Origin of the sequence: Rhodovibrio salinarum DSM 9154 (genome assembly GCF_000515255.1) — a bacterium.
Lineage (GTDB): Bacteria > Pseudomonadota > Alphaproteobacteria > Kiloniellales > Rhodovibrionaceae > Rhodovibrio > Rhodovibrio salinarum.
Map to the genome: position 1 here is coordinate 820955 of NZ_KI911559.1, position 26728 is coordinate 847682.

The following is a 26728-nucleotide window of genomic DNA, read 5'->3' on the forward strand; positions in this document are numbered from 1 at the left end:
AGGAAGCCAGCCCGCACCGGCGCAAGGGCCGTGCCGGGAGGTACGGGCTCACGATGCCGTCAGTACAGGCCGCCGCCGGTGCCGGTGTCCGCCGGTGCCTGGGCGCCGCCGTTCTGCCCGCTGGAACTGCCTGAATTGTCGTTGGCGGCTGTCTGGCCCTGGCCGATCACGCGACGATCCTGGGCCGGACTGTTGCCGGTCTTGAACGCCTCCAGGATGACGTTGTCGTCGCCTGGCCGCGCCGGCTGGCCGGTGTCCAGGTTCATGCGCACCAGCTTGATGCCCGAAGGGATGCGGAAAGGCACCTTGGGCTCGCCTTCGAGCGCGTTCTGCATGAACTGCTTCCAGATCGGCCCGGCGGTGTTGGAGCCGAAGGAGTTCGGCCCCAGGGTGCGGGGATTGTCGAAGCCGACGTAGACGCCCGCCACGAGGTCCGGCGAAAAGCCCATGAACCAGGTGTCGACGCTGTCGTTGGTGGTGCCGGTCTTGCCCGCCAGCGGACGGTTGAGCGACCGCATCCGCCGGCCGGTGCCGCGCTCCACCACGCCGCGCAGCATGGAGACGATCTGGTAGGCGGAGGCCGGATCGGTCACCTGCGCCCGGTCGTCTGGGATTTCGGGTGGCTGCTGGTTCAGCCACAGATCGGCGTCGCAGCCGGGGCAGGGGCGGTCGTCGTGCTTGAAGATCGTCTTGCCCTCACGGTCCTGCACCCGGTCGATCAGGGTCGGCTTGATATTCTTGCCGCCGTTGACCAGCTGGCCGTACGCGGTGGCCAGCTTGAGCAGTTTGGTCTCGCCCGCGCCCAACGCCATGGCCAGCTGGTGCGGCAGGTGATCGTAGATCCCGAACCGCTCGGCCGTGTTGGATATCTTGTCCATCCCGACCGACTGCGCCAGGCGCACGGTCATCAGGTTCTTGGACTGCTCGATGCCAACGCGCATCGGGGTCGGGCCGTAGAAGTTGCCGGAGTAGTTCGCCGGCTTCCACTTGCCGAGGCCCTGGCCCTGGTCGATCACGAAGGGGGCGTCGAGGATGATCGTTGCCGGGGTATAGCCGTTCTCCAGGGCGGAGAGATAGACGAACGGCTTGAACGAGGAACCCGGCTGGCGGCCTGCCTGGGTGGCGCGGTTGAACTGGCTGCTGTCGAACGAGAAGCCGCCCTGCATCGCCAGAACGCGGCCGGTGTGGGGGTCGAGCGCGATAATCGCGCCGGACACCTGCGGCATCTGTTCCAGGCGGAAGTTGTCGCTGTCCTGGATCGCCGAAACCAGCACGACGTCGCCGATCGAGACCACCTGTTCCGGGCGCCGTGGCTTGGCGCCGACCCGCTGGTTCTTCAGTTGCGGCCGAGCCCAGTCCATGCCCGACATCAGGATCAGGCCCGTGCTTCCGTCGGTGAAGCCGACCCGGGCGGCGTCCGGCCCGACGGCGACCACGACCGCCTGGCGCCAGCTTTCCGGCATGCCTCCGGGCGGGCTCAGGTCCTGCAGCTTGCTTTGCCAGGGGGCGTCACGGCCTTCGATGTCGAGCGTCCGCTGCGCCCCGCGCCAGCCATGCTCGCGGTCGTAGGCGATCAGGCCGTCCTGCAGGGCGTTCTTGGCGTAGCGCTGCAGTTCCGGGTCAAGCGTGGCACGCACGCTCATCCCGCCACCGTAGACCTTGTCCTCGCCATACAACTGGATCAGTTCGCGGCGCACTTCCTCGCCGAAGTAGTCGGCCTCGGCGATCTCGGTGGCGTCGCGCCGACGGGTCTCGATCGGCGCGTCCTGGGCATGTTGCGCGGTGTCGGCGTCGATATAGCCGTTTTCGTGCATCTGCCGGATGACCCAGTCGCGCCGGGCCTTGGCCGCGTCCGGGTGGAGGTCGACCTGATAGTTGTTCGGGGCCTTGGGCAGGGCGGCGAGGTAGGCGGCCTCGGCCACGGTGAGGTTGTCGAGCGACTTGTTGAAGTAATTCAGCGCCGCCGCGGCGACCCCGTAGGAGCGGCTGCCGAGGTATATCTCGTTCAGGTACAGCTCGAGGATGCGGTCCTTGGTGAACGTCTGCTCCATCCGGAAGGCCAGGATCGCCTCGCGGATCTTGCGTTCGATCGACACCTCGTTGGTCAGCAGGAAGTTCTTGGCCACCTGCTGGGTGATGGTCGACGCGCCCACCGGGCGCTGGTCGGTGCCCAGGCGCTTCAGGTTGTTGTAGGCGGCGGCGATGATCGAGGGGAAGTCCACGCCCGGGTGCTGATAGAAGTTCTTGTCTTCCGCCGACAGGAAGGCATTGATCACGCGCCGCGGCATCGCCTCGATCGGGACGAAGACACGCTTCTCCTTGGCGTATTCTTCCAGCAGCCGACCATCTTCGGCGTAGACGCGCGTGGTGGTCGGTGGCTGATAGTCGGCCAGCTGCTTATAGTCCGGCAGACCCTGGCCGTAGGTCCAGAACACGTACAGCGTCCCGCCGGCGGCCACCAGGCAGCCCAGCAGCAGGAGCGCTACGAGAGAGATCACAATACGCAAAGATCGTCGCTTCCGTTGTCGCGTCTCGATCGGCGGGTGAACGGCGCGTGTCCCGTTTACCCGTCTCGGGATGTTCAACTTCTTAAGATAGTCGGCTGGCCGGCGCGCGACCAGCGTTCAGCGTGGGCGCTGTGTTTTCGGACTGTGTCCCCTGCGTGCCCCTTAGCGCTAGTGCCGTGCCAATCTGGCGGACCAGTGTGGCGAAGGTACGGCAGCGGCGCTTACGTTGACCGGGGGCGTCCTGGTCAGCTTCCGGTGCACTGTTGGTGATCGGGCCGTCGGCAGCACGGGCATTGCGACCCTCTGCATAGGGCTGTTCGATACCGTGTGTGCGCCGCAAATTTGATTGGCCCTGAGCTTCAGAGGGCGCCAGCCCGCTTGACTACCGCAATCGGCGGGCTTCCTGCCATTCGAAAAAGCTGTCGACCGCGTCCAGGATTTCCTGATTGACCTTCCGACGATGGCTGGCGGTCAGGAGTTGCTGTTCCTCCTGGCGGTTGGTCATGTAGCCGATCTCGACCAGCACGCTGGGGATGTTCGGCGACTTCAGCACGGCGAAGCCGGCGTAGCGGTGCGTGTTGCCCAGAAGTTTCACCGACTGTCCAAGCTCGTCCACCAGAACGTTGGCGAAGTGCTTGGACTCGTTCATCGTCTCCCGCTGGGCGAGGTCGATCAGGATCTGGCTGACCACCTTGGTCTGACCGCCCAGATTGACGCCGGCGATGATGTCGGACTTGTTCTCTTTCGCCGCCAGTTGCGCGGCTTCCTTGTCGGAGGCGTTTTCCGACAGGGTGTAGACGCTCGCGCCCCGGATCTTGCCGGAGTTGTGCGTGTTGGCGTGCAGCGAGATGAACAGGTCGCCCTCGGCCTCCTGCGCCAGCTTGATACGCTCGCGCAGGCGCAGGAAGATATCCCGCTGGCGGGTCAGGACGACGCGGTAGCGACCGGTGCTTTCCAACAACTCGCGCAGATGCTTGGCGTAGTCGAGGACAATGTCCTTTTCGTGCGTTCCGGACACGCCGATCGCCCCGGGGTCAACGCCGCCGTGGCCGGCGTCGAGCACGATCGTCGGGCGCTTGTCGCCGCGATCCGGTTCGGGCGCGCGCTGCTGCGGGTCGGGTTTCGGCAGCGGCTCCTCGGACGTGATCCGCCGGTCGCTCAGGCTCGCGAACCTGGTCTGGCTGACCCGCTTCATGTCGACCACAAGGCGGTACGGATAGCCCTCCCGGGGGCTCAAGCGGAACACCTTATCGATCGCCACCGGCGTTTTGGCATCCAGTACGACGCGGCTCGTGGTCGGCGAGAACAAGCCGAAACGCAGCGCCCGGACAAGTCCGACGTCGGCTTCGCCCATCTTGTTTTCCGGGATCTGCCAGTCGACTTGCGGCAGGTCGATCACCACCCGGTACGGGTTGGACAGGGTGAACACCTCGTACGGGGCGGCCGTGGATAACTCCATGACGAAGCGGGTTTTATCCGGGTGCTGCCCCAGCCGTACGGCGGACACAGTCGGGTCGTCCGCCTGCGCCGATTGCGGCGCGGCGAGCCCCGCCAGCACCAGCAGGACGAGCAGTCCCGCCAGTCGATGTCCGAGCCGCTTGGCCATTATCCGCTCACCCATACCTCCAGGACCGGTCGTCCAGAATAGACGTCGACCCGCGTGAGGATGTTCCGACGATATACCGAATCGAACGTTAACAGTGAATGATAAACCCGCTTTCTAGCATCAAAAACCCGCTTCCGGTCTGGGCGGTGGCGTGTGTCCGGCTCAGGATGGGGGATGACAGGGGCCGGAGCGGGGCGCCCACCTGCATGGGGCGTCCATGCCCGTTCGATTGGCCGATTAACCATTGTGGACTTCGCCCGATAAGTCCTATGTTAGACGGTGATACGCGGTCCTGGAGGGCCGCGCCGGCGTCGCGCAGGCGACGGACCGCCGCACACTGTTGCGGTGGTTCGGACGACCGCCGTCGCGGGTGCAGCCGTCCGTTACCGCGCGGGACACGTCCGCCCCGAAGAGTGCCGTCGTTTCCCACCGGAGCCCGTCATGCAACCGCGCTTCGGTGGTTGGGTCGACCGCCATAGCAAGGGGCGAGGAACGCCCGCGCCGGGCGCGTCTGGGGCCTCTGCCCGCGTGTCGCGATGCCAAGGTTCGCGCAGTTTATCGGGAGAATCCCATGATCGTGCGCGGCCACCGGCCGTTTGGATCGCCGAACGGCCGGACCCATGAACGACCGGGCCACCTGCCGAAGAGGCCGTCTTGAAGCCAATCCGCTCCGCCATCCGCACGACCCTCCGCGCTCCGCGCTCCAGCGCCGGCGCGGGGATGTTTGTGACGGTGCCGGAGGGGGTACGGCCGACGGCTTCGGCTGAACTGTTGCTGCCACGGCCCCGGATGATGCCGGCAGACCGACGCCGGTCCCCCATGCGCCGGCCCGATCGTGGCCCGATCGGCGCCCCCGCACATACCACACGTCGCGCCCGCCCTGGCCAACGCCGAGGGTGCGGCTCCGCAATCACCACGTTCGCGCCGCTGACCGCTGTTGAGGCGGTCCCAGCAGGACGCGGATCGAGGATGCAGATTCATGACCCGACGCATGCTCCTGGACGCCAGCCACCCGGAAGAAGCCCGGGTGGTCGTCATGTCCGGCAATCGACTGGATGAATTCGACTACGAGACAAAAGACAAGAAGCAGCTCAAGGGCAATATCTACCTGGCGAAAGTGACCCGGGTAGAGCCTTCGCTTCAGGCCGCCTTCGTTGACTACGGCGGCAACCGGCATGGCTTTCTGCCGTTTTCAGAAATTCATCCCGACTACTACCGTCTCCCGGTTGCCGATCGCGAAGCGCTGATCGCCGAGGAAGAGGAGGCGCAGAAGCATCAGTCCGAGGACGAGAACGCCGGGCCGGAAGACGACGACGAGGATTCGGACAGCCCCGATGCGGCTTCCGAGGCAGCGGCCGACGCCACCCGTCGCCGGCGCCGGTCGCGGAAGGGCGGCGATGAAGGGGAAACGGTCGGCGCTGGGGAAAGCGAGGAAACGACCGATCCCGAGGTCGAGCAGGTCGAGACCGCTCAGTCGGTCGAGACGCTGGCCGGCGACGACATCGAGGATGCCGCCCGCCGCCGCGCGGCCAGCCTGGGCCGTTACAAGATCCAGGAGGTGATCAAGCGCCGGCAGGTCATGCTGGTGCAGGTCGTCAAGGAAGAGCGCGGCAATAAGGGCGCGGCGCTCACCACCTACCTCTCCTTGGCCGGACGTTACTGCGTCCTGATGCCAAACACCGCCAAGGGCGGCGGTATCTCCCGCAAAATTGCCAGCGTTGCCGACCGCAAACGCCTGAAGGGGGTGCTGTCCGAACTGCACATCCCCGGCGGCATGGCGGTGATCGTGCGCACGGCGGGGTCCAACCGCTCCAAGCTGGAGATCAAGCGGGACTACGAATACCTGCTCAGGCTGTGGGATCAGATTCGCTCGACCACGCTGGAGTCCACCGCGCCTTCGCTGATCTACGAGGAAGCCGATCTGATCAAGCGGGCGATCCGGGATCTCTATACCCGCGAGATGGACGAAATCCTGGTCGAGGGCGAGGAAGGCTACAAGGCGGCGAAGACGTTCATGCGCTCGCTGATGCCTTCGCACGCCAAGAAAGTGAAGAAGTACGAAGATCCGAAGGTCCCGATCTTGCACCGTTTCCAGGTCGAGGGGCAGCTGGACGACATTCACAACCCGATCGTCCAGTTGAAGTCGGGTGGCTACATCGTCCTGAACCAGACCGAGGCGCTGGTTGCGATCGACGTCAATAGCGGCAAGGCGACCAAGGAGCGCCACATCGAGGAGACGGCGTTCAAGACCAACCTCGAGGCCGCCGACGAGATCGCCCGACAGCTCAAGCTCCGCGACCTGGCCGGGCTGATCGTGATCGACTTCATCGACATGGACGCGGCCAAGAACAACCGCGAGGTCGAGCAGCGCCTGAAGGAGGCGATGCGCCAGGACCGCGCGCGCATCCAGCTTGGCCGGATCTCGCCGTTCGGCCTCCTGGAGCTGTCGCGTCAGCGTTTGCGGCCCAGCCTGCACGAGATGTCGACCGAGGTCTGCAAGACCTGTGGGGGCAGCGGCTTCGTCCGGTCGCCGGATTCGACGGCTCTGCACGTGCTGCGTGCGCTCGAGGAAGAGGGCATTAAGCGTGGCGGCGGCGAGGTGCAGCTGACCGTGCCGACGCAGGTCGCCCTCTACGTGCTGAACGACAAGCGCGACCGGTTGATGGACGTCGAGCAGCGCTACGGCTTCCGGGTGCGCATCGAGACCGACGATCGACTCGTGTCGCCGGCCCACCGGCTCGACCGCCTGTCGTCGACCCCCACAGAGGATCGCCAGCCCGGCGTGACCGCCGAAGCGATCGACGTGCCGGCGGACGCGGAGTTGATGGAGGACGCCAGTGCCGACGCTGGGGCTGAGTCCAGCCCGGACGAAAAGTCCGACGGCAATGGGCGCAGCGCCAAGCGCAGCCGGCGCGGTGGACGCAAGCGCGCGAATGGCGACAGGCGCGGCGATGACGGCGAGGAGGTGCGCGAGGCCGCGCAGCAGGCGGTTGACGCCGCCGACGACTCGCAGGCCGAAGGGAGCGAGCGCCAGCCAGCCGAAGAACAGGCCGGCGAGGGCAGTGCGGAAGACCAGGCCGCCAAGCGTCGGCGTCGCCGGGGCAAGCGTGGCGGCCGCCGCCGCTCGCGCCGCCGCGAGGACGAGCAGGGCGCCGAACAGCAGAACGTGCAGGACGGCACGTCCTCTGACGAGCAACCGGCTGAGATCGACCATCGCGCTGAGTCATCCGAGGCGGTCGACATGCTGCCGGCGCCGCAGTCGGGCGACGAGGTCGAGACCCCGCACGCGGCGGCAGATGAGGCTGAGACCGACAACGGCCAGGCCGCCCAAGACCCGGCCAGCCCCGTTGCGGCCGCGGAGACTGCGGACGCCGATCAGGCGCGCGCTGTTGCCACGGATGAGACCGTATCAAGCGACACGGCCGAGGCGGCGGAGACGCCGGCCCAGTCCAGCAGCAAGACCAAGCGTTCCAGCCGGTCGCGGCGGTCGCGTAAGAAGACCGAGGCGCCCGCCCAGGCTGAAGCCGGTGCCGACCCGGCTGAAGGCGAAGCGGCCCCGGCCGACGCGCAAGCCTCCGACAATGGCGCGGCTGAGACGCCCACGGGCAAGAGCAGCAAGCGCAAGTCGGGCGGCGGTCGTAAGGCCGCCAAATCGAAGGCCAAGCCAAGCGCGGAGGAGGCGCCGGTCGCCGAGACACCGGCCGATCGCAAGCCCGCCAGTACGGCCCCGGCGGAGACGGACGGGACACCGGCCGAAGCTCAGGCGTCCGAGGGTCAAGGCGCGGACCGTGCGGCCGCCGAGCAATCGGGTGGTGCTCCCACCGAGGCACCGGTCGAATCGGCGCCCTCTGCCCCGACGGACGCGCCGGAGACGTCGGCGCATGTGCCCGCCTCGACGACGCGCGATGAAGCCCCAGACCAGGAGGCGCCAGACCAGGGCGCGACCGGCAACGAGGCGGAGCAGCCTGCCGAGAGCGCCTTCGGCGAAGCGGCCCAGCCCAATGGCGTCGACGAGATCGGCGATCAGCCCCGTACGCCCAAGCGGCGCGGCTGGTGGCAGAAACTGGTCAACTGAGCTGACGCCCGAACGGGAAGGGCCCACCGTCCAACGTGGCGGTGGGCCTTTTCGTGTCGCCTATCCAAATCCCGTTGTGCCGGTGCGTGAACGGGCCTTGGCCGCCGTCTTTGCTACCCTTTCGCGCGGGGATGCGTCTGGTCGTAAACGCGGCTCAGGCCTGCGGCGTCGACGGCGGTGTAGCGTTGGGTGGTCGACAGGCTGGCGTGGCCCAGCAGTTCCTGGATCGCCCGCAGGTCGCCGCCGGCGGACAGCAGCTGGGTGGCGAAGGTGTGGCGCAGGGCGTGCGGCGTGGTCGATTCCGACAGCCCGACCAGCCGACGGATCTGCTGCAGCCGTTCTTGCAGTCGGCGGGCGGAGAGGGCGCCGCCGCGCACGCCCAGGAACAGCGGGTCATCGGGCCGGAGGGGATGCGGGCAGGCGGCGAGGTAGGCCTGCACCGCTTGGCCCACGATCGGCAGCAGCGGCACGCGGCGTTGCTTGTTGCCCTTACCCGTCACCAGCAACACTTCATCCTGCTCGCTTGGGGCTTCCTTCACGGTGAGCGCGAGCGCTTCCCCGATGCGCAGGCCGCAGCCGTAGAGCAGCAGCATCACCGCCACGTCGCGTTTGGCCACCCACGGTTCGGGCGCCAGTTCGCGCACACTGCGCAGCACCTCCTCCATGTCTTCGGAGTTGAGCGCCTTGGGCACCTGTCGGGGCAGGCGCGGCGCCCGCACGGCGCGCACGGCGGCGTTTTGCGCAAGCTCGTTGCGCGCGGCCCAGGCGAAGAAATTGCGCACCGTGGAGAGCGCCCGGGCGGTCGAGGTGCGTTGCAGACCGCGTTCGTGCCGCTGGGCGAGCCAGGCGCGGAAGTCGGCGACCGTCAGGGAATCCAGTTCGCTGAGGCCGGGGCGGTCGCCCAGGTGGCCGGCGATGAAGGTCAGAAAAGCTTGCAGGTCGCGGGCATAGGCATCGCGGGTATGCGGGCTCGCCTGCTTCTCGTCGGCGAGCCAGGCTTGCCAGCGTTGGATCGCGCGGACGAGATCGTCGGCCGCGACCGTGGCTGGGTCGGGCAAGCTGCTGCCCGTTGACGCCTGCCGCTTAGAGGGATCGGCGTTTACGCCGGCAGTTCCAGCCATTGGCGGATCGTGGCCTCCAGCGACTGGGCGAGGAACTGCAGCAACTCGCTGCCCTGGCCGGGATCGAAATGGTCGGGCTGGCGCGAGCCGAGTGCCAGCAGCGCTGGCGGCGTGGCGCTCGAGATCGACATGCGCAGGAAGCCGGCCGAGCGGACCAGTCCGGCGGCGGAGCCGAACAGCTCCGGCTCGCCCTCGATATCCGAAAGGAAGGCGTGGGTCCGTTTCGGGCCGAGCAGCGCTGCGACCGTGCCGGGCTCCAGCTGGTGGACGCCGCGGATTCGGGTCGGGGCAGGGCCGTCCTGAGCCTGTTCGACACACAAGGTGACCGCGTCGAGGTCCAGGATGACGCTGATATCGGTCACCACCGTATCGATTAGGTGCTCGAACGAGCGCGCCTCCAGGATCGCCAGCACCGCCTGATGGATGCGTCCTGTGGAGGCCATGTTGGCGCGGCCCGTGTAGAGCAGCTCGTCGCGCGATTCCTTCAGCTGCGCGACTTCCCGACGCAGGCGGTCGAGCATGAACTGCTGCAGGTCGACGATGTCTTCCCCGTCGACCCGGCGCGGGGGCTCGAGCACGTCCAGCAGTTGGCTATGCCGTTTCAGGAAGTCCGGATTGCGGCGCAGGTAGTCGGCGACCGCCGCGTCGCTAAGGCGAACGCCACCGCCGTCCTCGCCCTCCGGTTCGCCGGAGGCGGCATCGGTGCCTTTCTGCGTCATGCTACTCCGCAGCCTTGGCTTTCAGGATCGACTGGCCGGTCTTGGCCCAGTCGTTGAGGAAGGCATCCAGCCCCTTATCGGTCAGGGGATGCTGGAACATCTGCCGCAGCACCTTGGGTGGTACGGTGGCGACTTCCGCGCCCATCTTGGCCGAATCGGTGACATGGATCGGATGACGGATCGAGGCGACCAACACTTCCGTGGTGATCTCCGGCTGCGCCTGGAAAATCTCGCAGATCTCGCCGATCAGGCCCATACCGTCCTGGCCGATATCGTCCAGCCGTCCGACGAACGGCGACACGAAGGTGGCGCCGGCCTTGGCCGCCAGGAGCGCCTGCGGCGCCGAGAAGCAAAGCGTCACGTTGACCTGGGTGCCCTCGTCGGCGAGCGTCTTGCACGCCTTCAGGCCGTCCGGGGTCAGCGGGACCTTGACCGCGATGTTATCCGCGACCTTGGCGAGCGCACGGCCCTCCGCCAGCATGGTCTCGGTGTCGGTCGCCGCGACCTCCGCGCTCACAGGGCCAGGCACGATGGAGCAGATGTCGGACAGTACCTCAAAGAAGTCGCGACCGGTCTTGGCCACCAGCGAAGGGTTGGTGGTCACGCCGTCCACCAGTCCGGTGGCAGCCAGATCGCGAATCTCGTCGATGTCGGCGGTATCGATGAAGAATTTCATGGCGGGTCGCCGGGTCCTTTCTTGGCAGCGGATGCGGAACGAGGTCGCCGGGGCATCGCGGCCGCTTGGCGCAAAGTGTATCCGATGGCCATAGAGCGCGCCAACCCTGCCCGCGGCGATGCGGCTGCTGATGGGACGGCGCCGGCCGTCAGTTTATTCGACGACGCGCCGGTGCGGCGGGTTCGCGTGCTGCTGCCCCGGCCGCTTGATGGTGCCTACGATTACCTCCTGCCCCCGGACATGGCGCTGGAGCCGGGCGCGCTGGTCGAGGTGCCGCTCGGCCGGCAGCGGTTGCCGGGCGCGGCTTGGACCGTCGAGCCGGGCGACAGCGATGTCCCGGAAGGCAAGCTGCGGCCGGTGCAGCGCCGCTTCGATACGCCGCCGTTGCCCGAACCGCTGCGGCGGTTCGTTGACTGGGTCGCCGCGTATTACCTCGCAGCGCCGGGCGCGGTTTTGAAGATGTGCCTGTCGGTGCCTGCCGCCCTCGACCCGCCGGCCCCGCGGATCGGCTACCTGCGCGCGCACACCGATGCCGATGCGCTGGGTCTGAAGCTGACGCGGGCACGCCGGCGGGTGCTGGAGGTGTTGGCGGACGGGCCCGCGCGCACGCTCTCGGAACTGACGAGGGAGGCGGGCGTTTCCGATGGCGTGGTGCGGGGGCTGGCCGACGCCGGCCTGCTCGACCGGGTGGAAATGGGCTTTGGCCGACGGTTCGAGGCGCCCGACCCCGAGACCCCCGGGCCCACACTGTCGGAGGCGCAGCGGATGGCGGCCGATCAACTCTGTGCCAAGGTCGACGGCGATGCCTTCTCGGTCACGCTGATTGACGGCGTCACCGGCTCTGGCAAGACGGAGGTCTACTTCGAGGCGGTGATCCGCGCGCTCGCGGCGGGGCGGCAGGTGTTGGTGCTGCTGCCGGAGATCGCGTTGTCGGCGCAGTGGCTTGACCGCTTCGCGCGCCGCTTCGGCGTGGAGCCGGCGGTCTGGCATTCCGAGCTCAGCCAAGGCGAGCGCCGGCGCACCTGGCGCGCGATTGCCGAGGGCGAAGCGCGGGTGGTGGTCGGTGCGCGGTCGGCCCTGTTCCTGCCCTATCCGGAGCTTGGCCTGATCGTGGTCGACGAGGAGCACGAGCAGGCGTTCAAGCAGGAGGAGGGCGTCCCCTATCACGCCCGCGACATGGCGGTCGTGCGCGCCCGGTTGGGTGGGATGCCGGCGATCCTGGTCTCCGCGACGCCGTCTTTGGAGACGATGGAGAACGTCCGCGCCGGGCGCTACGACCGGGTGCAGCTACCCGAACGCCACGCCGGGGCGCTGTTGCCCGAAATCCTGCCGATCGATCTGCGCCACGACCGGCCGAAACCGATCCCCGGCCACGGCACTTCCTACCTCGCGCCTAGCCTGCGCGCGGCATTGCAGGAGACGCTGGACCGCGGCGAGCAGGCGTTGTTGTTCCTGAACCGGCGGGGCTACGCACCGCTGACGCTCTGCCGGACCTGTGGCTTCCGTTTGCAGTGCCCACACTGCACCGCCTGGCTGGTCGAGCATCGGCTGCTCCACCAGCTGCAGTGCCACCATTGCGGCTTTGCCCAGCGTCCGCCGACCAAGTGCCCGGACTGCGGCGATGCGGACTCCTTCGCGGCCTGCGGTCCCGGCGTCGAGCGGCTTGGGGAGGAGGTCGCCACCCTGTTCCCGGACGCGCGCGTGGCGCTCATGGCCTCTGACACGGTGAGCGGGCCGGAGAGCGCGCAGCGTTTCGTGGAATCGGTGCAGAACCACGAGGTCGACCTCCTGATCGGCACGCAGATCGTGGCCAAGGGTAACCACTTTCCGGCCCTGACGCTGGTCGGTGTGGTCGATGCGGATCTGGGCCTGTCGGGGGGTGATCTGCGCGCGGGCGAGCGCACTTACCAGATGCTGCACCAGGTGGCCGGCCGCGCGGGCCGGGCGGAGCGGCCGGGCCGGGTGCTGCTGCAGACGTACGAGCCGAATCACGAGGTGCTGCGGGCGTTGGTCGATGGAGATCGCGACCGTTTCCTGGAGGTCGAGGCGGAGGGCCGCAAGTCAGCCGGCATGCCGCCGTTCACCCGCTTGGCCGCGTTGGTGCTGTCGTCGGAGGATGAAGCCGCGGTCGACCAGACCGCCCGCGCGCTCGCACTCGCCGCACCCGACCGGGAAGGGGTGGAGGTGCTGGGGCCCGCGCCGGCGCCGCTGGCGGTGCTGCGCGGGCGCCATCGCCGGCGCCTCTTGTTCAAGACCCGTCGCGACCTGGCCCCGCAGCCGATCCTGCGTGCCTGGCTGTCCCAGGTGCAGGTGCCGAGCAAGGTGCGCCTGACGGTCGATGTCGATCCCTACACCTTCCTGTAGCGGGTTATAGCCGGCTGACCACGGTCTGAGGGTTTGCGGGGCGCATGAGCTTGCTTCACGGCCCTGCGAAAGGCAGGGTCCACACGGACAGCCACCGCCTTGCAACCCCGTTGGGGCTATGATACCAAACGCGCGCTTTCGGGCCGGGAGGGCCCGGAAGCGCCGTTCGCCTTGCACGCAGATCGCCATAGCGGTGGGTATCACCTCGCCGTTGCGACCTTCTTTATCTTCCTAAGGGGGCCTTCCGCCTTGCCAGCTGAAAGCAAGCCTGTCGGAGGTCTGGCTGCGCGCTACGCGCACGCGCTCCTGGATCTGGCCGAGCAGCAGAAGAAGCTCGACCAGGTAGCCGAGGACCTGCGCGGCCTGCGCGCGCTGATCGACGGGAGCGCGGAGTTCCGCCGCCTGCTGCGGAACCCGCTGTTCGACCGGGACAAGCAGGACGCCGCGATGAAGGCGGTGTTGGACAAGGCCGGGGTCGACCCGGTGACCAAGAATTTCTGCTTGGTGGTGTCCAAGAACCGCCGGCTGTTCGCGCTGCCGGAGATGATCGACGGCTATCTCCAGGAGCTAGCGCGCAAGCGCGGCGAGGTCACCGCGAAGGTGACGGTCGCCCGCGAGCTCAACAAGGATCAGGAATCCGCGCTGACGGATGCGCTCAAGCGCAGCGTTGGTGGCAAAGTGAATATCGAGACCCGCGTCGACCCCGAGCTGATCGGCGGCATGGTGGTGCACGTGGGTAGCCGTATGATCGACAATTCCCTGCGCAGTAAGCTCAATAGACTGCAGCAGCAGATGAAAGGGGCTGGCTGATGGACATCGGCGCTTCGGAAATCTCCGCGATCCTCAAGGAGCAGATCGAGAACTTCGGTGCCGAGGCGGATGTCGCCGAGGTCGGCCAGGTGCTCTCGGTGGGTGACGGCGTCGCCCGCGTGTACGGGCTCGACAATGTCCAGGCCGGCGAGCTGGTCGAGTTCCCGGGCGGCATCACCGGCATGGCGCTGAACCTGGAGCACGACAACGTCGGCGTCGTGCTGTTCGGCTCCGACCGGGGCATTCGCGAGGGCGACACGGTCAAGCGTACCGGCCAGATCGTCTCCGTCGGCGTCGGCAAGGAGATGCTCGGCCGCGTCGTCGACGCGCTGGGCAATCCGATCGACGGCAAGGGCCCGATCAAGACCGCGGAGACCCGTCAGGTCGACGTCAAGGCGCCGGGGATCATCCCGCGCCAGTCGGTCAGCGAGCCGATGCAGACCGGCCTGAAGGCGATCGACGCGCTGATCCCGATCGGCCGCGGTCAGCGCGAGCTGATCATTGGCGACCGTCAGACCGGTAAGTCGGCGATTGCGCTGGACACGATCCTGAATCAGAAGTCGGTCAACCAGACGTCCGACGAGAGCAAGAAGCTCTACTGCATCTACATCGCGGTCGGCCAGAAGCGCTCCACCGTGGCGCAGCTGGTGAAGACGCTGGAAGACCAGGGCGCGATGGAGTACTCCATCGTCGTCGCCGCCACGGCCTCCGAGCCGGCGCCGCTGCAGTTCCTGGCGCCGTATGCGGGCTGCGCGATGGGCGAGTACTTCCGCGACAATGGCATGCACGCGCTCACGGTTTACGACGATCTGTCCAAGCAGGCCGTCGCCTACCGTCAGATGTCGCTGCTGCTGCGCCGCCCCCCGGGCCGCGAGGCTTATCCGGGCGACGTCTTCTACCTGCACAGCCGCTTGCTGGAGCGTGCGGCGAAGATGTCCGACGAGCGCGGCGGCGGCTCGCTCACGGCACTGCCGATCGTCGAGACGCAGGCCGGCGACGTCGCTGCGTATATCCCGACCAACGTCATTTCGATTACCGATGGCCAGATCTTCCTGGAGACCGACCTGTTCAACAAGGGCATTCGCCCGGCCGTGAACGTCGGTATCTCGGTGTCCCGCGTCGGCTCCAGCGCGCAGATCAAGGCGATGAAGCAGGTCGCCGGTCCGATTAAGCTGGAACTTGCGCAGTACCGTGAGATGGAGGCTTTCGCTCAGTTCGCCTCCGACCTCGACGCCTCGACCCAGCGTCTGTTGCGCCGCGGCGCGCGTCTGGTCGAGACGCTGAAGCAGGACCAGTACTCGCCACTGACCGTGGAAGAGCAGGTCCTGGTGATCTTCGCCGGTACGCGCGGCTATCTCGACAACCTGGAGACCGACGACGTTCGCCGGTTCGAGCTGCAGATGCTCGACGAGGCGCGCGACAAGGGCCAGGAAATCCTGAAGGCGATCCGCGACAAGCAGAAGCTGGACGACGATCTCGAAAAGCGGATTTCCAAGTTCCTCGACGACTTCTCCAAGAAGTTCGCGTGAGCCGGGACGGATCCGTCCATCGTCTAACGGGATCGCGTCGAACGGGAGCGGCACAGCACCGTGGCTAGTCTGAAGGACCTCAAGAACCGGATCGACAGCGTCAAGTCGACCCGCAAGATCACGCAGGCCATGAAGATGGTCGCGGCCGCCAAGCTGCGCCGCGCCCAGGAGCAGGCCGAGGCTGCGCGGCCGTATGCCGAGCGTATGCAGCGCATGCTGGCCGCCCTCGCCGCGAGCGTCGAGGGGCGCCCGGATGCGCCGAAGATGCTGGCCGGCACCGGTAGCGAGGAGAGCTATCTGGTCGTCCTCTGCACCGCTGACCGCGGTCTGTGTGGCGGCTTCAACTCCAACCTGGTGCGCGAGGCCGACCGTCGGATCAAGCAGCTCCGCAACGAGGGCAAGACGGTCAAGATCCTGGCCGTTGGCCGCAAGGGCAACGACCAGATGCGCCGGCTACACCCGGACATGCTGGTCGAGGGCTCCGGCGAGATCGGCAAGGAGCTAGACTACGATACGGCGCGGGCCTATGCCGACCGGATCACCAAGCTGTTCCAGGATGGCGAGTTCGACGTCTGCCAGCTGGTGTATTCCCGCTTCAAATCGGCGATGCGCCAGATCGTAACGGTACAGCAACTGGTGCCCTTCTCCGCTCAGGAAGAGTTGGCCGAGCACGAGAAGGAGAAGGACGACGCCGCGCAGTTCGTCCAGCAAAATGCGGGCGAGAGCACGGAGTCCGGCGGTGGCGGCCCCTACGAGTTCGAGCCGGACGAGGAATCGATCCTCAACGAGCTGTTGCCGCGCAATCTGGCGGTGCAGATCTACCGCTCGCTCTTGGAGAACAACGCCGGCGAGCAGGGCGCGCGTATGACGGCGATGGACGGCGCCACGCGCAACGCCGAGGAGATGATCGACGACCTGACGCAGACCTACAACCGCACGCGTCAGGCCGTGATCACCACCGAACTGAACGAGATCGTCTCGGCTGCCGAGTCGATGAAGTAGGACGCGGCCCCGCTGTCTGCGGCGATGCGCAGGCGGCGGTCCGGTCCGCGACGCTCAACCCGAAGGAGCGAGAGCGCACATGGCACAGGGCAAGAACCTGGTCGGCAAGATCACACAGGTCTTGGGCCCGGTGGTGGACGTCAAGTTCGAGGGCGACCTGCCTTCGATCATGAACGCGCTGGAGTGCGACAACCACGGCAACCGTCTGGTGCTCGAGGTCGCGCAGCACCTGGGCGAGACCGAGGTCCGCACGATCGCAATGGACGCCACCGAGGGGCTGACCCGCGGGCAGGACGTGACCGACACCGGCGCGCCGATCTCGGTCCCGGTCGGGCCGGAGTGCCTGGGCCGGATCATGAACGTGATCGGCGAGCCGATCGACGAGCGCGGTCCGATCAAGACCAAGCAGACCGCACCGATCCACGCCAAGGCCCCCGATTACGTCGATCAGAACACCGAAACCGAGATGCTGGTCACCGGCATCAAGGTGATCGACCTGCTGGAGCCGTATCCGCGCGGCGGTAAGATCGGCCTGTTTGGCGGTGCTGGCGTCGGCAAGACGGTGCTGATCCAGGAGCTGATCAACAACGTTGCCAAGGCGCACGGCGGTTATTCCGTGTTCGCCGGCGTCGGCGAGCGGACCCGCGAGGGTAACGACCTCTATCACGAAATGATGGACTCGGGCGTTATCCAGCCCGATGGCGACAGCAAGGCCGCGCTGATCTACGGCCAGATGAACGAGCCGCCGGGAGCGCGTGCCCGCGTCGGCCTGACCGGCCTGACCGTGGCGGAGTACTTCCGCGACCAGGAGGGCCAGGACGTCCTGCTGTTCGTCGACAACATCTTCCGCTTTACCCAGGCTGGCCAGGAAGTCTCGGCGCTCTTGGGCCGCATTCCCTCCGCCGTGGGCTATCAGCCGACGCTGGGCACCGACATGGGCGAGCTGCAGGAGCGGATTACCACGACCAAGCAGGGCTCGATCACCTCGGTGCAGGCGATTTACGTCCCGGCCGACGACCTGACCGACCCGGCGCCGGCGACGGCGTTCTCCCACTTGGACGCCACGACGGTGCTGTCCCGCTCGATCGCCGAGCAGGGCATCTACCCGGCCGTGGACCCGCTGGACTCGACCAGCCGCATCCTGGACAGCCGCGTGCTGGGTCAGGAGCACTACGAGACGGCGCGTGAGGTGCAGCGGGTGCTGCAGCAGTATAAGTCGCTGCAGGACATCATCGCGATCCTGGGCATGGAGGAGCTGTCCGAGGAGGACAAGCTCACCGTTGCCCGCGCGCGTAAGATCCAACGCTTCCTGTCGCAGCCCTTCCACGTGGCCGAGGTGTTCACCGGCCTGCCGGGCAAGCTGGTTGCGGTCGAGGACACCATTAAGGGCTTCAAGGGCATCTGCCAGGGCGATTACGATCACCTGCCCGAGAACGCCTTCTACCTGGTCGGCACGATCGACGAGGCGATGGAGAAGGCGGAGAAGCTGGCCCAGGAAGCCGCGTAACCACCGCGCACGACCGGCAGATCCGGATCGGGCACGCCCCACGACGGCGCGCCCGGTCCGGCGCTAGCCGGCCGACGCGGTTCAACCGGGAGCGTTTTCGCCGATGGCGGAACAGGAACAGATCGCCTTCGAGCTGGTTTCGCCGGAGCAGCTACTGCTGTCCGAGGGGGCCGACATGGTCGTCATCCCCGGGGCCGACGGCGACATCGGTGCGATGTACCGGCACGCGCCGCTGATCACCTCGCTGAAGCCGGGTGTGGTCGGGCTGTACGACGGCCGAACGGTACGTGACCGCTATTTCGTGGCGGGCGGTTTCGCCGAGATCACGAACGAACGCTGCACGGTCCTTGCCGAGCATCCGACCAAGGTTTCTGAGCTCACGCGCGCTGATGCGGAGCAGGAGCTCAAGAATGCCCGCGAGGACGTGCAGGACGCCAAGAGCGACGACGAGCGGGCCGATGCCGAGCGGCGGGTCGAAATCGCGGACGCCAAGCTGCGTGCCGTGCAGGCAGCGGAGCAAGGCTGAGGTCGAGCGTTCGGCCATAGAGAACAATGTACGGGGCCCGTGGTGACGCGGGTCCCGTTTTATTTTGCCCGTCCCAAAGGAAACCCGCCCAGCCAAGGTGCGTTCATGGGCATGGTAAAGCAAACCGAGACGAGTGTGGCGCAGGACTTGAATCCCGCGACGCCAATAGCTTTATAGGCTCTAGGACTTCTTTAACCACGTGGTCTGTCGAACCGACGGGCGCGTTTCAAAGACCAAGACGAGGCGTGCAGACCGATGGCCGAAACACAGACAACGATGGCACACGCCGCCACCGAAACCCAGGCGCCGAAGTCGGCTGCCCAGAAGACCAAGACGCCTGTGGGGGCGCACCGTCACTGGGATATGAACGTCGACATCCCATGGGATGAATTCGACCCGTCGAAGGTGGACCCGGAGCTGCTGAAGATCGTCAAGGCGGCTTCGATGGTCGAGTTCAATGCCTGGGACTATGCGACCTACCTGAACAATGTCTTCGCCGACGACGAAGAGGCGGTGGAGGAGTTCAACCACTGGGCCTATGAGGAGGTCCAGCATGGTCAGTCGCTTGGCAAGTGGGCCGAGTACGCGGACCCGAACTGGAGCCACAAGGAGCACTTCGACCGCTTCGTTGCCGGCTTCCGGCCGGACATTGACGCCACGCAGTCGATTCGCGGCAGCCGCGCCGGCGAAATGGTGGCGCGCTGCATGGTCGAGATCGGGACCTCGTCCTATTACGGCTCGATCGGCCAGCACACGGAAGAGCCGGTGCTGCGCGAGATCTGCAAGCGGATCGCCGCCGACGAGCTGCGTCACTACAAAATGTTCTACAAGAACATGAAACGCTACCTGGAGAGCGAGAACCCGACCCGGATTCAGCGCCTGCGGGTGGCGCTCGGCCGCGTGCTGGAGACGGAGGACGACGAGCTGTCCTACGCCTACTATGCGGCGAACTGCGATCCGAGCACGGCTTACGACCGCGAGACTTATAACAAGGCCTACATGCGCCGGGCGTTCGAATTCTACCACCCCAAGCAGATCGAGCGCGCGGTTTCCATGACCCTGAAGGCATCCGGGTTCAACCCGCAGAGCTGGTACGCCCAGATGGCCGCCCGGGGCGCTTGGTGGTTCGTGCGCTACCGTGCTTCCCGCCTCGCCGCCGCGAACGCGTAGGCGGGCTCGGCGAAAACGCCAGCACCGTTGTGAAAGCCGCCGGGGGGCCAGCCACCGGCGGCTTTTTTAATATTCGGCTTGTGGGAATCGTGGCTGGATCGTCCAACAGGCCGGGATGACAGCAGGGCGCACGCGGAAAAGGACCGATAGGGCGCGGGTTAGTCCCCGCCCCCCTGACGCAAGCGGTCGACGAGCGTGCGGAACTCGTCGATCACCTGGTCGTAGACGTCGCGCTTGAAGGGCACGATCATCGACGGCAGCTTGTCCACGTCGGCCCAGCACCAGGCCTGGAACTCCTGCTCGTGAGCTTCCAGGTCGATCTCCGCGTCGCAGCCGGTGAACCGCAGGGCGAACCACTTTTGGCTTTGGCCACGGTATTTCCCGCCCCAGACCTTGGGGATCAGGTGTGCCGGCAGGTCGTAGCGGTGCCAGTGTTCGCTTTCGCCCACAATCTCGGCGTTGTCGGTGCCGATCTCTTCCTTCAGCTCGCGCATCGCCGCCTCGCGCGGGCTCTCGCCTTCGTCGATGCCGCCCTGGGGCATCTGCCAGGCGGCCCCGCGTACGTCGACGCGCTGGGCGACGAACACCTGTCCCCGGGAGTTCAGCAGCATGAGTCCGACGCACGGCCGGTAGGGCAAACGTTCGATCTGCTCCGGCGTGGGACGGGATGTGTGCTGCGCGGCCATGGCGGGCTTGGTCGCTTTCTCTCGTTCTGTTGTTGCCGACGCAGCCGGCGGTTAGCGCAGCTGTGCAGCGCTCTGGCCGGCGCGTTCGATCGCCGCGTAGGTTGCCGGGACCAACACGAAGCCACGCGCCTCGAGCTCGTCGGTCCAGCTCACCAGCAGTTCCAGGCTCACAGGGTAGGGGTGTGCGATCACCACCGCCAACCCCTGTTCGCGGGCTATCCGTTCGGCTTCGACCAGTCGGGCCTCGATGGCGCGCCGACTGACCTGGCCACCATCCAGGGTGCGATCGTTCACCGCGTAGGGCAAGCCCAGACGCTGCGCGACCTGGCGCGCCGCGCTGTCAGCGACGACGCCATTGTCGACGAACATCAACCCGCGATCCTTCAGGTCGCGTAGTATGGGCTCCACGACCTGTGGACGGGACAGCACGGCTGCGCCCATCTGCGCCACTGCGCCGACCTCCTGGTCCACCTGGGCAAGCAGCCAGTCCAGACGTTGTAGGTTCTGCTGTGCGCTGAGCCCGGTCATGACCGCCTGCGGGCCAGGATCGGTTGCCGGATAGTTGGCCGGTTGCATGGGCAGGTCGACCAGAACCTCGTGCCCGTTGCGCCGCGCCTCCGCTGCCCAGGCCTTGGCGCGGTCCCGGGCGTAGGGCGTGAACGCGAGCGAGACGTTGGCCGGCAGCTGATTCGTAGCCGTCTGCGCGGCCGCGCTGGATAGGCCCAGCCCGCGTACGATGATGGCGATCTTCGGCATGCCCTGCGGCGGCGTCATCCGCTGAGCATAGCGTTTCCAGGCCGGGGCGTTGGGGTCGCTGACCGGCAGCTGGGGCCGCGCGGTGTCCTGCGCGGGCGTGGCAGGTTGTGCGCTTTCTGTGCGGCCGGTCTGGGTAGCGGCCTGCTGGGTTTCCGATGGTTCGGTGGGGCCGTTCCCATCGTCTTGGCCAGCCTCACCTGCCAAGAGATTGACCGGTGCCTGTCCGTTGCGGGTGGGAGGCTGGGGTATGCGGGCGGCAGCGCTGCCGCCGCTTTCTCCGGCCGGGGCATCCGTGGCCGTCGATTGAGAGGGAGAAGCGGCCTCGGCCGTGTCGTTGGCGGAAGCGGCTGCGTCGCCGCCGTCGGCCGCCTCAGGCGACTCCCCGGTTGCGGACATCGATTCGTCAGCAACACTCGGAGCTAAAGGGCCGGCCTTCTGCTGACCTTCCGCCGCCGCTTGGCCGGTTGGGGCAGGGGGCTTGGGCACGGACATCGACAGGCGCGGCCGGTCGTCGACCGGTCGCGTGTCCGGCCCGATGACGACTGCATAGGCGGCAACGCCCGCCCCAACCGCCAGTACCGCCAGCCAAGCCAGCATCAGGGCGATCGGACCGCGTCGCCGCGGCCTGCCGTCAGCGCTGCTCAAGGTACCCGTTCCTTAACTGGCCAGGGGACCGGCGGCCGGGATGGTTCCAGCGCGCCGGCGCCCAATGCCCGGCGATCAGTTCGCCACGCGCTGGTTGAACAGGGTCAGGCCGCGCAGCAGGTCGACCGCCCGAGACAGCTGATAGTCCTCGTTCAACTGGGCGGTTTCCTGACTGACCTCCTGCTCGGCTTCCGAGGCCGCCGGCTGATTGTCGTTCGCGGCCCCATTGTCTTCCGGGTTGGCCAGCGCGCCGCGCAGGTCGGATTCGCGCCGGGCCTCCGGCCGCTCGAGCACCTCGATGTCCGCGGGCTCGACCTGAATATCCGGCGAGATGCCCTTGGCCTGGATCGATCGGCCACTCGGCGTGTAGTAGCGGGCGGTGGTCAGGCGCATGGCCCCGTGGCCCGGCAGCGGGATGATCGTCTGCACCGAACCCTTGCCGAACGACTGTGTGCCCATGACGATCGCCCGGCCGTGGTCTTGCAGCGCCCCGGCCACGATCTCGGAAGCGGAGGCCGAGCCGCCGTTGATCAGCACGACCAGCGGCTTGCCGCCCGTCAGGTCGCCGTTCTCGGCGTTGTAACGCTGGCTATCCTCGGCGTCGCGTCCCCGGGTGGAGACGATTTCGCCCTGCTTCAGGAAGCTGTCGGACACCGAGATCGCTTGATCCAGCAAACCGCCGGGGTTGTTGCGCAGGTCGATTACGTAGCCCTGCAGGTCATCGCCCAGCTCGTCCTGGATGGCGGCGATCTCTTCCTCCAGGCCGGGCTGCGTCTGCTCGTTGAAGGTGGTGATCCGCAGGTAGCCGACGTCGCCGAAGGTCTTGGACCGCACCGACTGGATGGTGATCTTTTCGCGCTCGATCGCCACCTTGAACGGCTCGCGCTCGCCGCGGCGGATGGTCAGCTCGATCTCGCTGCCGACCTTGCCGCGCATCTGGTCGACCGCTTCGGAGAGCGACAGCCCGGTGATCGGTTCGCCGTCCAGCGCGATGATCAGATCGCCCGCGCGGATACCGGCCCGGGCGGCTGGCGTGTCGTCGATCGGCGAGACGACCTTGATCACGCCCTGCTCCATCGTGACCTCGATGCCCAGGCCGCCGAACTCGCCCTGGGTCTGGACCTGCATCTCCTGGAAGTTCTCCTTGGAGAGATAACTGGAGTGCGGGTCCAAGGAACTCAGCATGCCCTGGATTGCGGCCTCGACCAGTTCCTTGTCACCGGTCTTTTCGACGTAGTCGGCGCGCACGCGCTCGAACACATCACCGAAGAGCTTCAACTGGCGATAAGTATCGCTCCGCTCCTCGTCTGCGCTGCTGGCGTCGTCGCTTTGCGCAATCGCGGGAGCCATCGGGGTAAACGCTAGAAACGCGGCGCACAGCGTCGCGGCCAGTCGGAAATGTCGCATTAACCTCGTACCTTATCGCCGGTTTGCGCGAGCCAGGGCAGTGGATTGATGGGCTGCCCGGTGCGCCTGAGTTCCACGTAGAGTTTCGGGGTTCGGTTCGTCGATGAGTTGCTCCGGCCGCCAGTCCCGGTTGCATCCGCCATCACGCCAACGGGTTCCCCCGCGAGCACCCATTGCCCGACCACCGCATCGATCCGTTCGAGCCCGGCTAGGAGACTATGATATCGCCCGCCGTGTTCTATGATCAAGATACGCCCGTAGCCACGGAACGGGCCGGCATAGACCACCTTCCCGTCATACGGCGCGACCACCTGCGCGCCTGGGCGGGTGACGATCTCGATGCCCTTGGCGCTGACCCGGCCGCCGGCGCGCTGCATACGCTCGCCGTAGCGGGTAACGATCCGGCCCGCCGCCGGCACCGTCAGGCTGCGCCGGCTGTCGGGGAAGTCGCGGATGTCGCTTGGCCTGCCCAACCGCAAGTCGCTGCTTGGGGACGCGTCGCGCTCGACTGCCTGCTCGCCGGTGGTGCGCGCAGCCGTTTGCGTTTGTTGAGGTGCGCTGTCGTCGCGTGTTGGCGGTTGCGGCGGGGCGGTCCGGTCGGTGCGTTCTGCTGGGGTCGGCGGCTTGGTGTTGGGTGTGGGCGCGGCTTGTGCGCGGCGCCGTCGCATCGCCGCTTCGCGGGCGTCGCGCTGGGCGCGCAGTTCCGCCATCAGGTCGCGCATGCTCTGCGCTCGCTGGGCGAGTGCGTCGGCTTCCTCGGTGGCGCTCTTGGAACGTGCCACGGCCTGCGCACGCAGGTCGCGTTTGCGCGTGGCCAGCTGTTCCAGCTCCGTGCGTTCCTGCTGCAGCTTGCCGGTGGTCTCGCGCAGGTCGGCGCGCTGCTCGGTGATCTCCGTGCTCAGCTGGCGCAGTTCCGCGATCTCCTGCTTGAGCGCCTGGGCGCGCTGCTCGATCTCTGGAACAGCGACCTGAAGCAGGTTCGCCGATCGCACGATCTCAAGTGGCGAGCCACGCGCGACGGCGAGCGCTTCCGGGGGCAGCACCGCGATCCGCTGCAGGGCGGCCAGCGTTTCGGCCAGTTGGCCCTTGCGTTGGTCCAGCTGGCCGTGCTTGCGCCGACGCTTGGCCTCCAGGGTGGACAGCCTGTCCTCGATATCCGTCAGCGCACGCTCCAGTTCCTGGATCCGGCGGGCGGTGGTTACCGAGCGCGCTTTCAGGCTGCGCACCTGTTCGGAGAGCTTGGCTGCCTTGTCTTCGAACTCTTCGGCTTGCTCACGCCGCTCCTGCGCCCGGTCCTCGATCGTTTGCAGCGAAGTGCCGCCCTGCGAGTCCTGCGCGACGGCAGGACCCATATTCCAGGCCGCCAGCAGCGCGCCGCCAAGCGCCGCCGTTAGTTTGAGGGGGCGACGGGTCTCACGCCGTGGCACGATCGGCGGCCGTCCGTCGGTAGGCGGGGGCGCCGTCGAGCAGCGAAAAGCCGTCCATATCCTCCGGCTGGGGCAGGTCGAGCAGCGCCAACAGCGTGGGGGCCACATCGGCCAGGATGCCGTCGTGCAGGCCGTTGACGCCGTCCGGCGCGCCGGCGAGCAGCACCGGCACCGGGAAGGTGGTGTGCGCGGTGTGCGGGCCGCCGGTTTCGGGATCGACCATCTGGTCGGCGTTGCCATGGTCGGCGGTCACCAGCATGCAGCCGCCGGCCTTGACGACCGCTTCGCTCAGCCGGCCGAGGCAGCTGTCGACCGTCTCCACCGCGCGGATGGCGGCCTGCATATCACCCGTGTGGCCGACCATGTCGCCGTTGGCATAGTTCACGACGATCACGTCGTAGGTGCCGTCGCCGACCGCCTCGACCAGGGCATCGGTCAGCTCCGGTGCCGACATTTCCGGTTGCAGGTCGTAGGTCGCGACCTTCGGCGAGGGCACCATCTTGCGCGCCTCGCCCGGGAACTGCTCTTCGCGCCCGCCGTTGAAGAAGAAGGTGACATGCGGGTACTTCTCCGTCTCCGCCGCGCGGAGCTGGGTCAGACCGGCGTGGGAAATGACCTCGCCGAACATGTTATCCAGTTCGAGCGGCGGGAAGATCGGGTCCATCAGCTCGTTCAGCCGGTCGGAATATTCGACCATGCCGACCTTGGCGGCGAACTGCGGCACCCGCTTGCGCGCGAAGCCATCGAACTCCGGATCGACCAGCGCGCCCAGCAATTCGCGCACGCGGTCGGCGCGGAAGTTGGCGCAGACCAGCACGTCGCCGTCGGCGATGCCGGCGTAGTCGCCGATCACGGTTGCCGGCACGAATTCGTCTGTGACGCCGTCGGCGTGGGCCTGCTCGACCGCCGTCACGGCGTCCGGGGCGGTGCGCTGGCCGTCGGCGTCGACGATCGCGTTATAGGCCTGTTCCACGCGGTCCCAGCGCTTATCGCGGTCCATCGCGTAGTAGCGGCCGGTGACGGTCGCGATCTCGGCTTCAGGCGCCTCTTCCTGCAGGGTGCGGATGTAGTCCGCGGCCTTGTCCGGCGGGGTGTCGCGGCCGTCGGTGAAGACATGGATCTTCACATCCAGCCCCGCGGCGATCATCGCGGTGGCAAGATGCGCGATGTGGCTCTGGTGGCTGTGCACGCCGCCCGGCGAGACCAGCCCCATCAGATGGCAGGTCGCGTCGTCCTCGACCATCCGCGCCATCGCCTCCTTCATGGCGGGCGATTCCGCGATCGTGCCGTCCTCGCAGGCCTCGTCGACGCGCACCAGATCCTGCGGCACGATCCGGCCGGCGCCGAGGTTCATGTGGCCCACTTCGGAGTTGCCCATCTGGCCTTCCGGCAAGCCGACGTCGCCGCCGAAGGTCGAGAGGGTGGCGTGCGGGCTCGCCTGCCACAGCCGGTCCATCACCGGCGTTTCCGCCTGTGCGACGGCGCTGTTCGTGGGATCGGGGTTGAGCGCCCAGCCGTCCAGGACACACAGGACGACCGGACGGGGCCGGTTCGGGTTGGGTTCGGCCGGGGTTGCGTGCGCTTCGGTCATGACGCCTCCTGTTATAGCCGACCCGAACGGCTCACGACAGGGGCGCTGGCGCGGCGTTTCGGCGCCGTGGCGCGCCGACGCCGGGAGACATCGCGCCGTAGCGGCTCGGGGCGGGTCATTTGTGGTAGGGGTGGCCCTGGCGGATTGTCTGGGCGCGATACAGCTGCTCGGCCAGCAGGACGCGGACCAGCATGTGCGGCCAGGTCATCGCGCCGAGCGACAGCTTGAGGTCGGCGCGCTGAAGCAGTGCGGCGTCGAGCCCGTCCGAGCCGCCGATCACGAACGCGACCTCGCCGATCCCGTCGTCTTCCCAGGCGCCCAGGGTGGTGGCGAAGCGCTCGCTGGAAAGCGTCTTGCCGCTTGCGTCGAGCGCGATCAGCACGGCCTGGTCGGGCAGGGCAGCCTGCAGCAGCTCGGCCTCGTGCGCCATCAGCGGTGCGCCCTCCAGCGGCTTGCGCGCGGTCACCTCTTTCAGCGTCAGCGGCCAGGACAGGCGTTTGCGATAGTCCTCGAACAGGTCGGGCAGCGGCCCGCGCTTCCAGCGACCCACAGCAGCCAGGGTCAGACGCATGATGTCATCTTATGCGAAAAAGCCTAAGCCATT

Annotated in this window: 19 protein-coding genes; 8 read left to right on the forward strand and 11 right to left on the reverse strand. The window is 67.2% G+C overall.

The window, feature by feature from the left end:
- Positions 1–59: 59 nt before the first annotated feature.
- Entirely contained in the window at positions 60–2498 is a 2439-nt protein-coding gene (locus RHOSA_RS0103865) for a penicillin-binding protein 1A (protein WP_215904984.1), read from the reverse strand.
- Between the two features lie 391 nt (positions 2499–2889).
- A complete protein-coding gene (locus RHOSA_RS20270) occupies positions 2890–4113 on the reverse strand; it encodes an N-acetylmuramoyl-L-alanine amidase (RefSeq protein WP_037255675.1) in 1224 nt (407 codons plus the stop codon).
- 979 nt (positions 4114–5092) lie between these two features.
- Between RHOSA_RS20270 and RHOSA_RS20275 the strand changes: the two genes are divergently transcribed.
- The gene (locus RHOSA_RS20275) at positions 5093–8188 is read left to right on the forward strand and encodes an Rne/Rng family ribonuclease (RefSeq protein WP_051431772.1); all 3096 of its coding nucleotides are present in this window, start codon (positions 5093–5095) and stop codon (positions 8186–8188) included.
- A 113-nt stretch (positions 8189–8301) separates the two neighbouring features.
- Here RHOSA_RS20275 and RHOSA_RS0103880 read toward each other — a convergent pair whose 3' ends face one another.
- From RHOSA_RS0103880 to fsa, 3 genes are read right to left on the reverse strand one after another with little or no spacing between them, the layout of a single operon-like run.
- Positions 8302–9246: a tyrosine recombinase XerC gene (locus RHOSA_RS0103880; protein ID WP_027287651.1), complete on the reverse strand. Its 945-nt coding sequence runs from the start codon at positions 9244–9246 to the stop codon at positions 8302–8304.
- Between the two features lie 41 nt (positions 9247–9287).
- Positions 9288–10028 carry a DUF484 family protein gene (locus RHOSA_RS0103885; RefSeq protein WP_027287652.1) on the reverse strand — a complete coding sequence of 247 codons (741 nt, stop codon included), beginning with the start codon at positions 10026–10028 and terminating at the stop codon, positions 9288–9290.
- A gap of 1 nt (position 10029) precedes the next feature.
- Positions 10030–10704: a fructose-6-phosphate aldolase gene (fsa, locus tag RHOSA_RS0103890; protein WP_027287653.1), complete on the reverse strand. Its 675-nt coding sequence runs from the start codon at positions 10702–10704 to the stop codon at positions 10030–10032.
- Positions 10705–10788: 84 nt separating this feature from the next.
- On the opposite strand from fsa, the gene RHOSA_RS0103895 reads away from it, so the two are divergent.
- The 7 genes from RHOSA_RS0103895 (at position 10789) to RHOSA_RS0103925 (ending at position 19612) form a co-directional block, all read left to right on the forward strand.
- Complete coding sequence (locus tag RHOSA_RS0103895; RefSeq protein WP_081728903.1) at positions 10789–13068, forward strand: primosomal protein N'; 2280 nt, start codon at positions 10789–10791, stop codon at positions 13066–13068.
- A 249-nt stretch (positions 13069–13317) separates the two neighbouring features.
- Positions 13318–13878 (forward strand): F0F1 ATP synthase subunit delta, encoded by a 561-nt coding sequence (locus RHOSA_RS0103900; protein ID WP_027287655.1) that lies wholly within the window; start codon positions 13318–13320, stop codon positions 13876–13878.
- The gene (gene atpA, locus RHOSA_RS0103905) at positions 13878–15407 is read left to right on the forward strand and encodes a F0F1 ATP synthase subunit alpha (RefSeq protein ID WP_027287656.1); all 1530 of its coding nucleotides are present in this window, start codon (positions 13878–13880) and stop codon (positions 15405–15407) included. Before RHOSA_RS0103900 ends, atpA begins: the two co-directional genes overlap by 1 nt.
- Before the next feature lie 60 nt (positions 15408–15467).
- The gene (locus RHOSA_RS0103910; RefSeq protein ID WP_027287657.1) at positions 15468–16409 is read left to right on the forward strand and encodes a F0F1 ATP synthase subunit gamma; all 942 of its coding nucleotides are present in this window, start codon (positions 15468–15470) and stop codon (positions 16407–16409) included.
- 79 nt (positions 16410–16488) lie between these two features.
- Positions 16489–17916, forward strand: a complete 1428-nt coding sequence (atpD, locus tag RHOSA_RS0103915) for a F0F1 ATP synthase subunit beta (protein WP_027287658.1) — start codon at positions 16489–16491, stop codon at positions 17914–17916.
- Positions 17917–18019: 103 nt separating this feature from the next.
- A complete protein-coding gene (locus RHOSA_RS0103920) occupies positions 18020–18442 on the forward strand; it encodes a F0F1 ATP synthase subunit epsilon (RefSeq protein WP_027287659.1) in 423 nt (140 codons plus the stop codon).
- Between the two features lie 255 nt (positions 18443–18697).
- Complete coding sequence (locus RHOSA_RS0103925) at positions 18698–19612, forward strand: acyl-ACP desaturase (protein ID WP_242468667.1); 915 nt, start codon at positions 18698–18700, stop codon at positions 19610–19612.
- A 158-nt stretch (positions 19613–19770) separates the two neighbouring features.
- On the opposite strand, the gene RHOSA_RS0103930 is transcribed toward RHOSA_RS0103925, so the two are convergent.
- From RHOSA_RS0103930 to rlmH, 6 genes are all read right to left on the reverse strand, one after another.
- Positions 19771–20298 carry an RNA pyrophosphohydrolase gene (locus RHOSA_RS0103930; RefSeq protein WP_037255677.1) on the reverse strand — a complete coding sequence of 176 codons (528 nt, stop codon included), beginning with the start codon at positions 20296–20298 and terminating at the stop codon, positions 19771–19773.
- A 51-nt stretch (positions 20299–20349) separates the two neighbouring features.
- Positions 20350–21699 carry a divergent polysaccharide deacetylase family protein gene (locus tag RHOSA_RS0103935; protein ID WP_027287662.1) on the reverse strand — a complete coding sequence of 450 codons (1350 nt, stop codon included), beginning with the start codon at positions 21697–21699 and terminating at the stop codon, positions 20350–20352.
- A gap of 75 nt (positions 21700–21774) precedes the next feature.
- Positions 21775–23106 carry a S41 family peptidase gene (locus RHOSA_RS0103940; protein ID WP_027287663.1) on the reverse strand — a complete coding sequence of 444 codons (1332 nt, stop codon included), beginning with the start codon at positions 23104–23106 and terminating at the stop codon, positions 21775–21777.
- Positions 23106–24533 (reverse strand): murein hydrolase activator EnvC family protein, encoded by a 1428-nt coding sequence (locus tag RHOSA_RS20280; protein ID WP_051431773.1) that lies wholly within the window; start codon positions 24531–24533, stop codon positions 23106–23108. The genes RHOSA_RS0103940 and RHOSA_RS20280 overlap by 1 nt, the downstream gene beginning before the upstream one ends.
- Positions 24520–26124 carry a 2,3-bisphosphoglycerate-independent phosphoglycerate mutase gene (gpmI, locus tag RHOSA_RS20285; RefSeq protein ID WP_051431774.1) on the reverse strand — a complete coding sequence of 535 codons (1605 nt, stop codon included), beginning with the start codon at positions 26122–26124 and terminating at the stop codon, positions 24520–24522. The genes RHOSA_RS20280 and gpmI overlap by 14 nt, the downstream gene beginning before the upstream one ends.
- 115 nt (positions 26125–26239) lie before the next feature.
- Positions 26240–26695 carry a 23S rRNA (pseudouridine(1915)-N(3))-methyltransferase RlmH gene (gene rlmH / locus RHOSA_RS0103955; RefSeq protein WP_027287664.1) on the reverse strand — a complete coding sequence of 152 codons (456 nt, stop codon included), beginning with the start codon at positions 26693–26695 and terminating at the stop codon, positions 26240–26242.
- Between the last annotated feature and the right edge of the window lie 33 nt (positions 26696–26728).

What these genes read in the sequence shown, in the direction of transcription:
- RHOSA_RS20270 (WP_037255675.1), bottom strand. Translation starts at nt 4,113, where the DNA reads ATGGCCAAGCGGCTCGGACATCGACTGGCGGGACTGCTCGTCCTGCTG.
- RHOSA_RS20275 (WP_051431772.1), top strand. Translation starts at nt 5,093, where the DNA reads ATGACCCGACGCATGCTCCTGGACGCCAGCCACCCGGAAGAAGCCCGG.
- RHOSA_RS0103885 (WP_027287652.1), bottom strand. Translation starts at nt 10,028, where the DNA reads ATGACGCAGAAAGGCACCGATGCCGCCTCCGGCGAACCGGAGGGCGAG.
- fsa (WP_027287653.1), bottom strand. Translation starts at nt 10,704, where the DNA reads ATGAAATTCTTCATCGATACCGCCGACATCGACGAGATTCGCGATCTG.
- RHOSA_RS0103895 (WP_081728903.1), top strand. Translation starts at nt 10,789, where the DNA reads ATGGCCATAGAGCGCGCCAACCCTGCCCGCGGCGATGCGGCTGCTGAT.
- atpA (WP_027287656.1), top strand. Translation starts at nt 13,878, where the DNA reads ATGGACATCGGCGCTTCGGAAATCTCCGCGATCCTCAAGGAGCAGATC.
- atpD (WP_027287658.1), top strand. Translation starts at nt 16,489, where the DNA reads ATGGCACAGGGCAAGAACCTGGTCGGCAAGATCACACAGGTCTTGGGC.
- RHOSA_RS0103920 (WP_027287659.1), top strand. Translation starts at nt 18,020, where the DNA reads ATGGCGGAACAGGAACAGATCGCCTTCGAGCTGGTTTCGCCGGAGCAG.
- RHOSA_RS0103925 (WP_242468667.1), top strand. Translation starts at nt 18,698, where the DNA reads ATGGCCGAAACACAGACAACGATGGCACACGCCGCCACCGAAACCCAG.
- RHOSA_RS0103930 (WP_037255677.1), bottom strand. Translation starts at nt 20,298, where the DNA reads ATGGCCGCGCAGCACACATCCCGTCCCACGCCGGAGCAGATCGAACGT.
- RHOSA_RS0103940 (WP_027287663.1), bottom strand. Translation starts at nt 23,106, where the DNA reads ATGCGACATTTCCGACTGGCCGCGACGCTGTGCGCCGCGTTTCTAGCG.
- gpmI (WP_051431774.1), bottom strand. Translation starts at nt 26,124, where the DNA reads ATGACCGAAGCGCACGCAACCCCGGCCGAACCCAACCCGAACCGGCCC.
- rlmH (WP_027287664.1), bottom strand. Translation starts at nt 26,695, where the DNA reads ATGCGTCTGACCCTGGCTGCTGTGGGTCGCTGGAAGCGCGGGCCGCTG.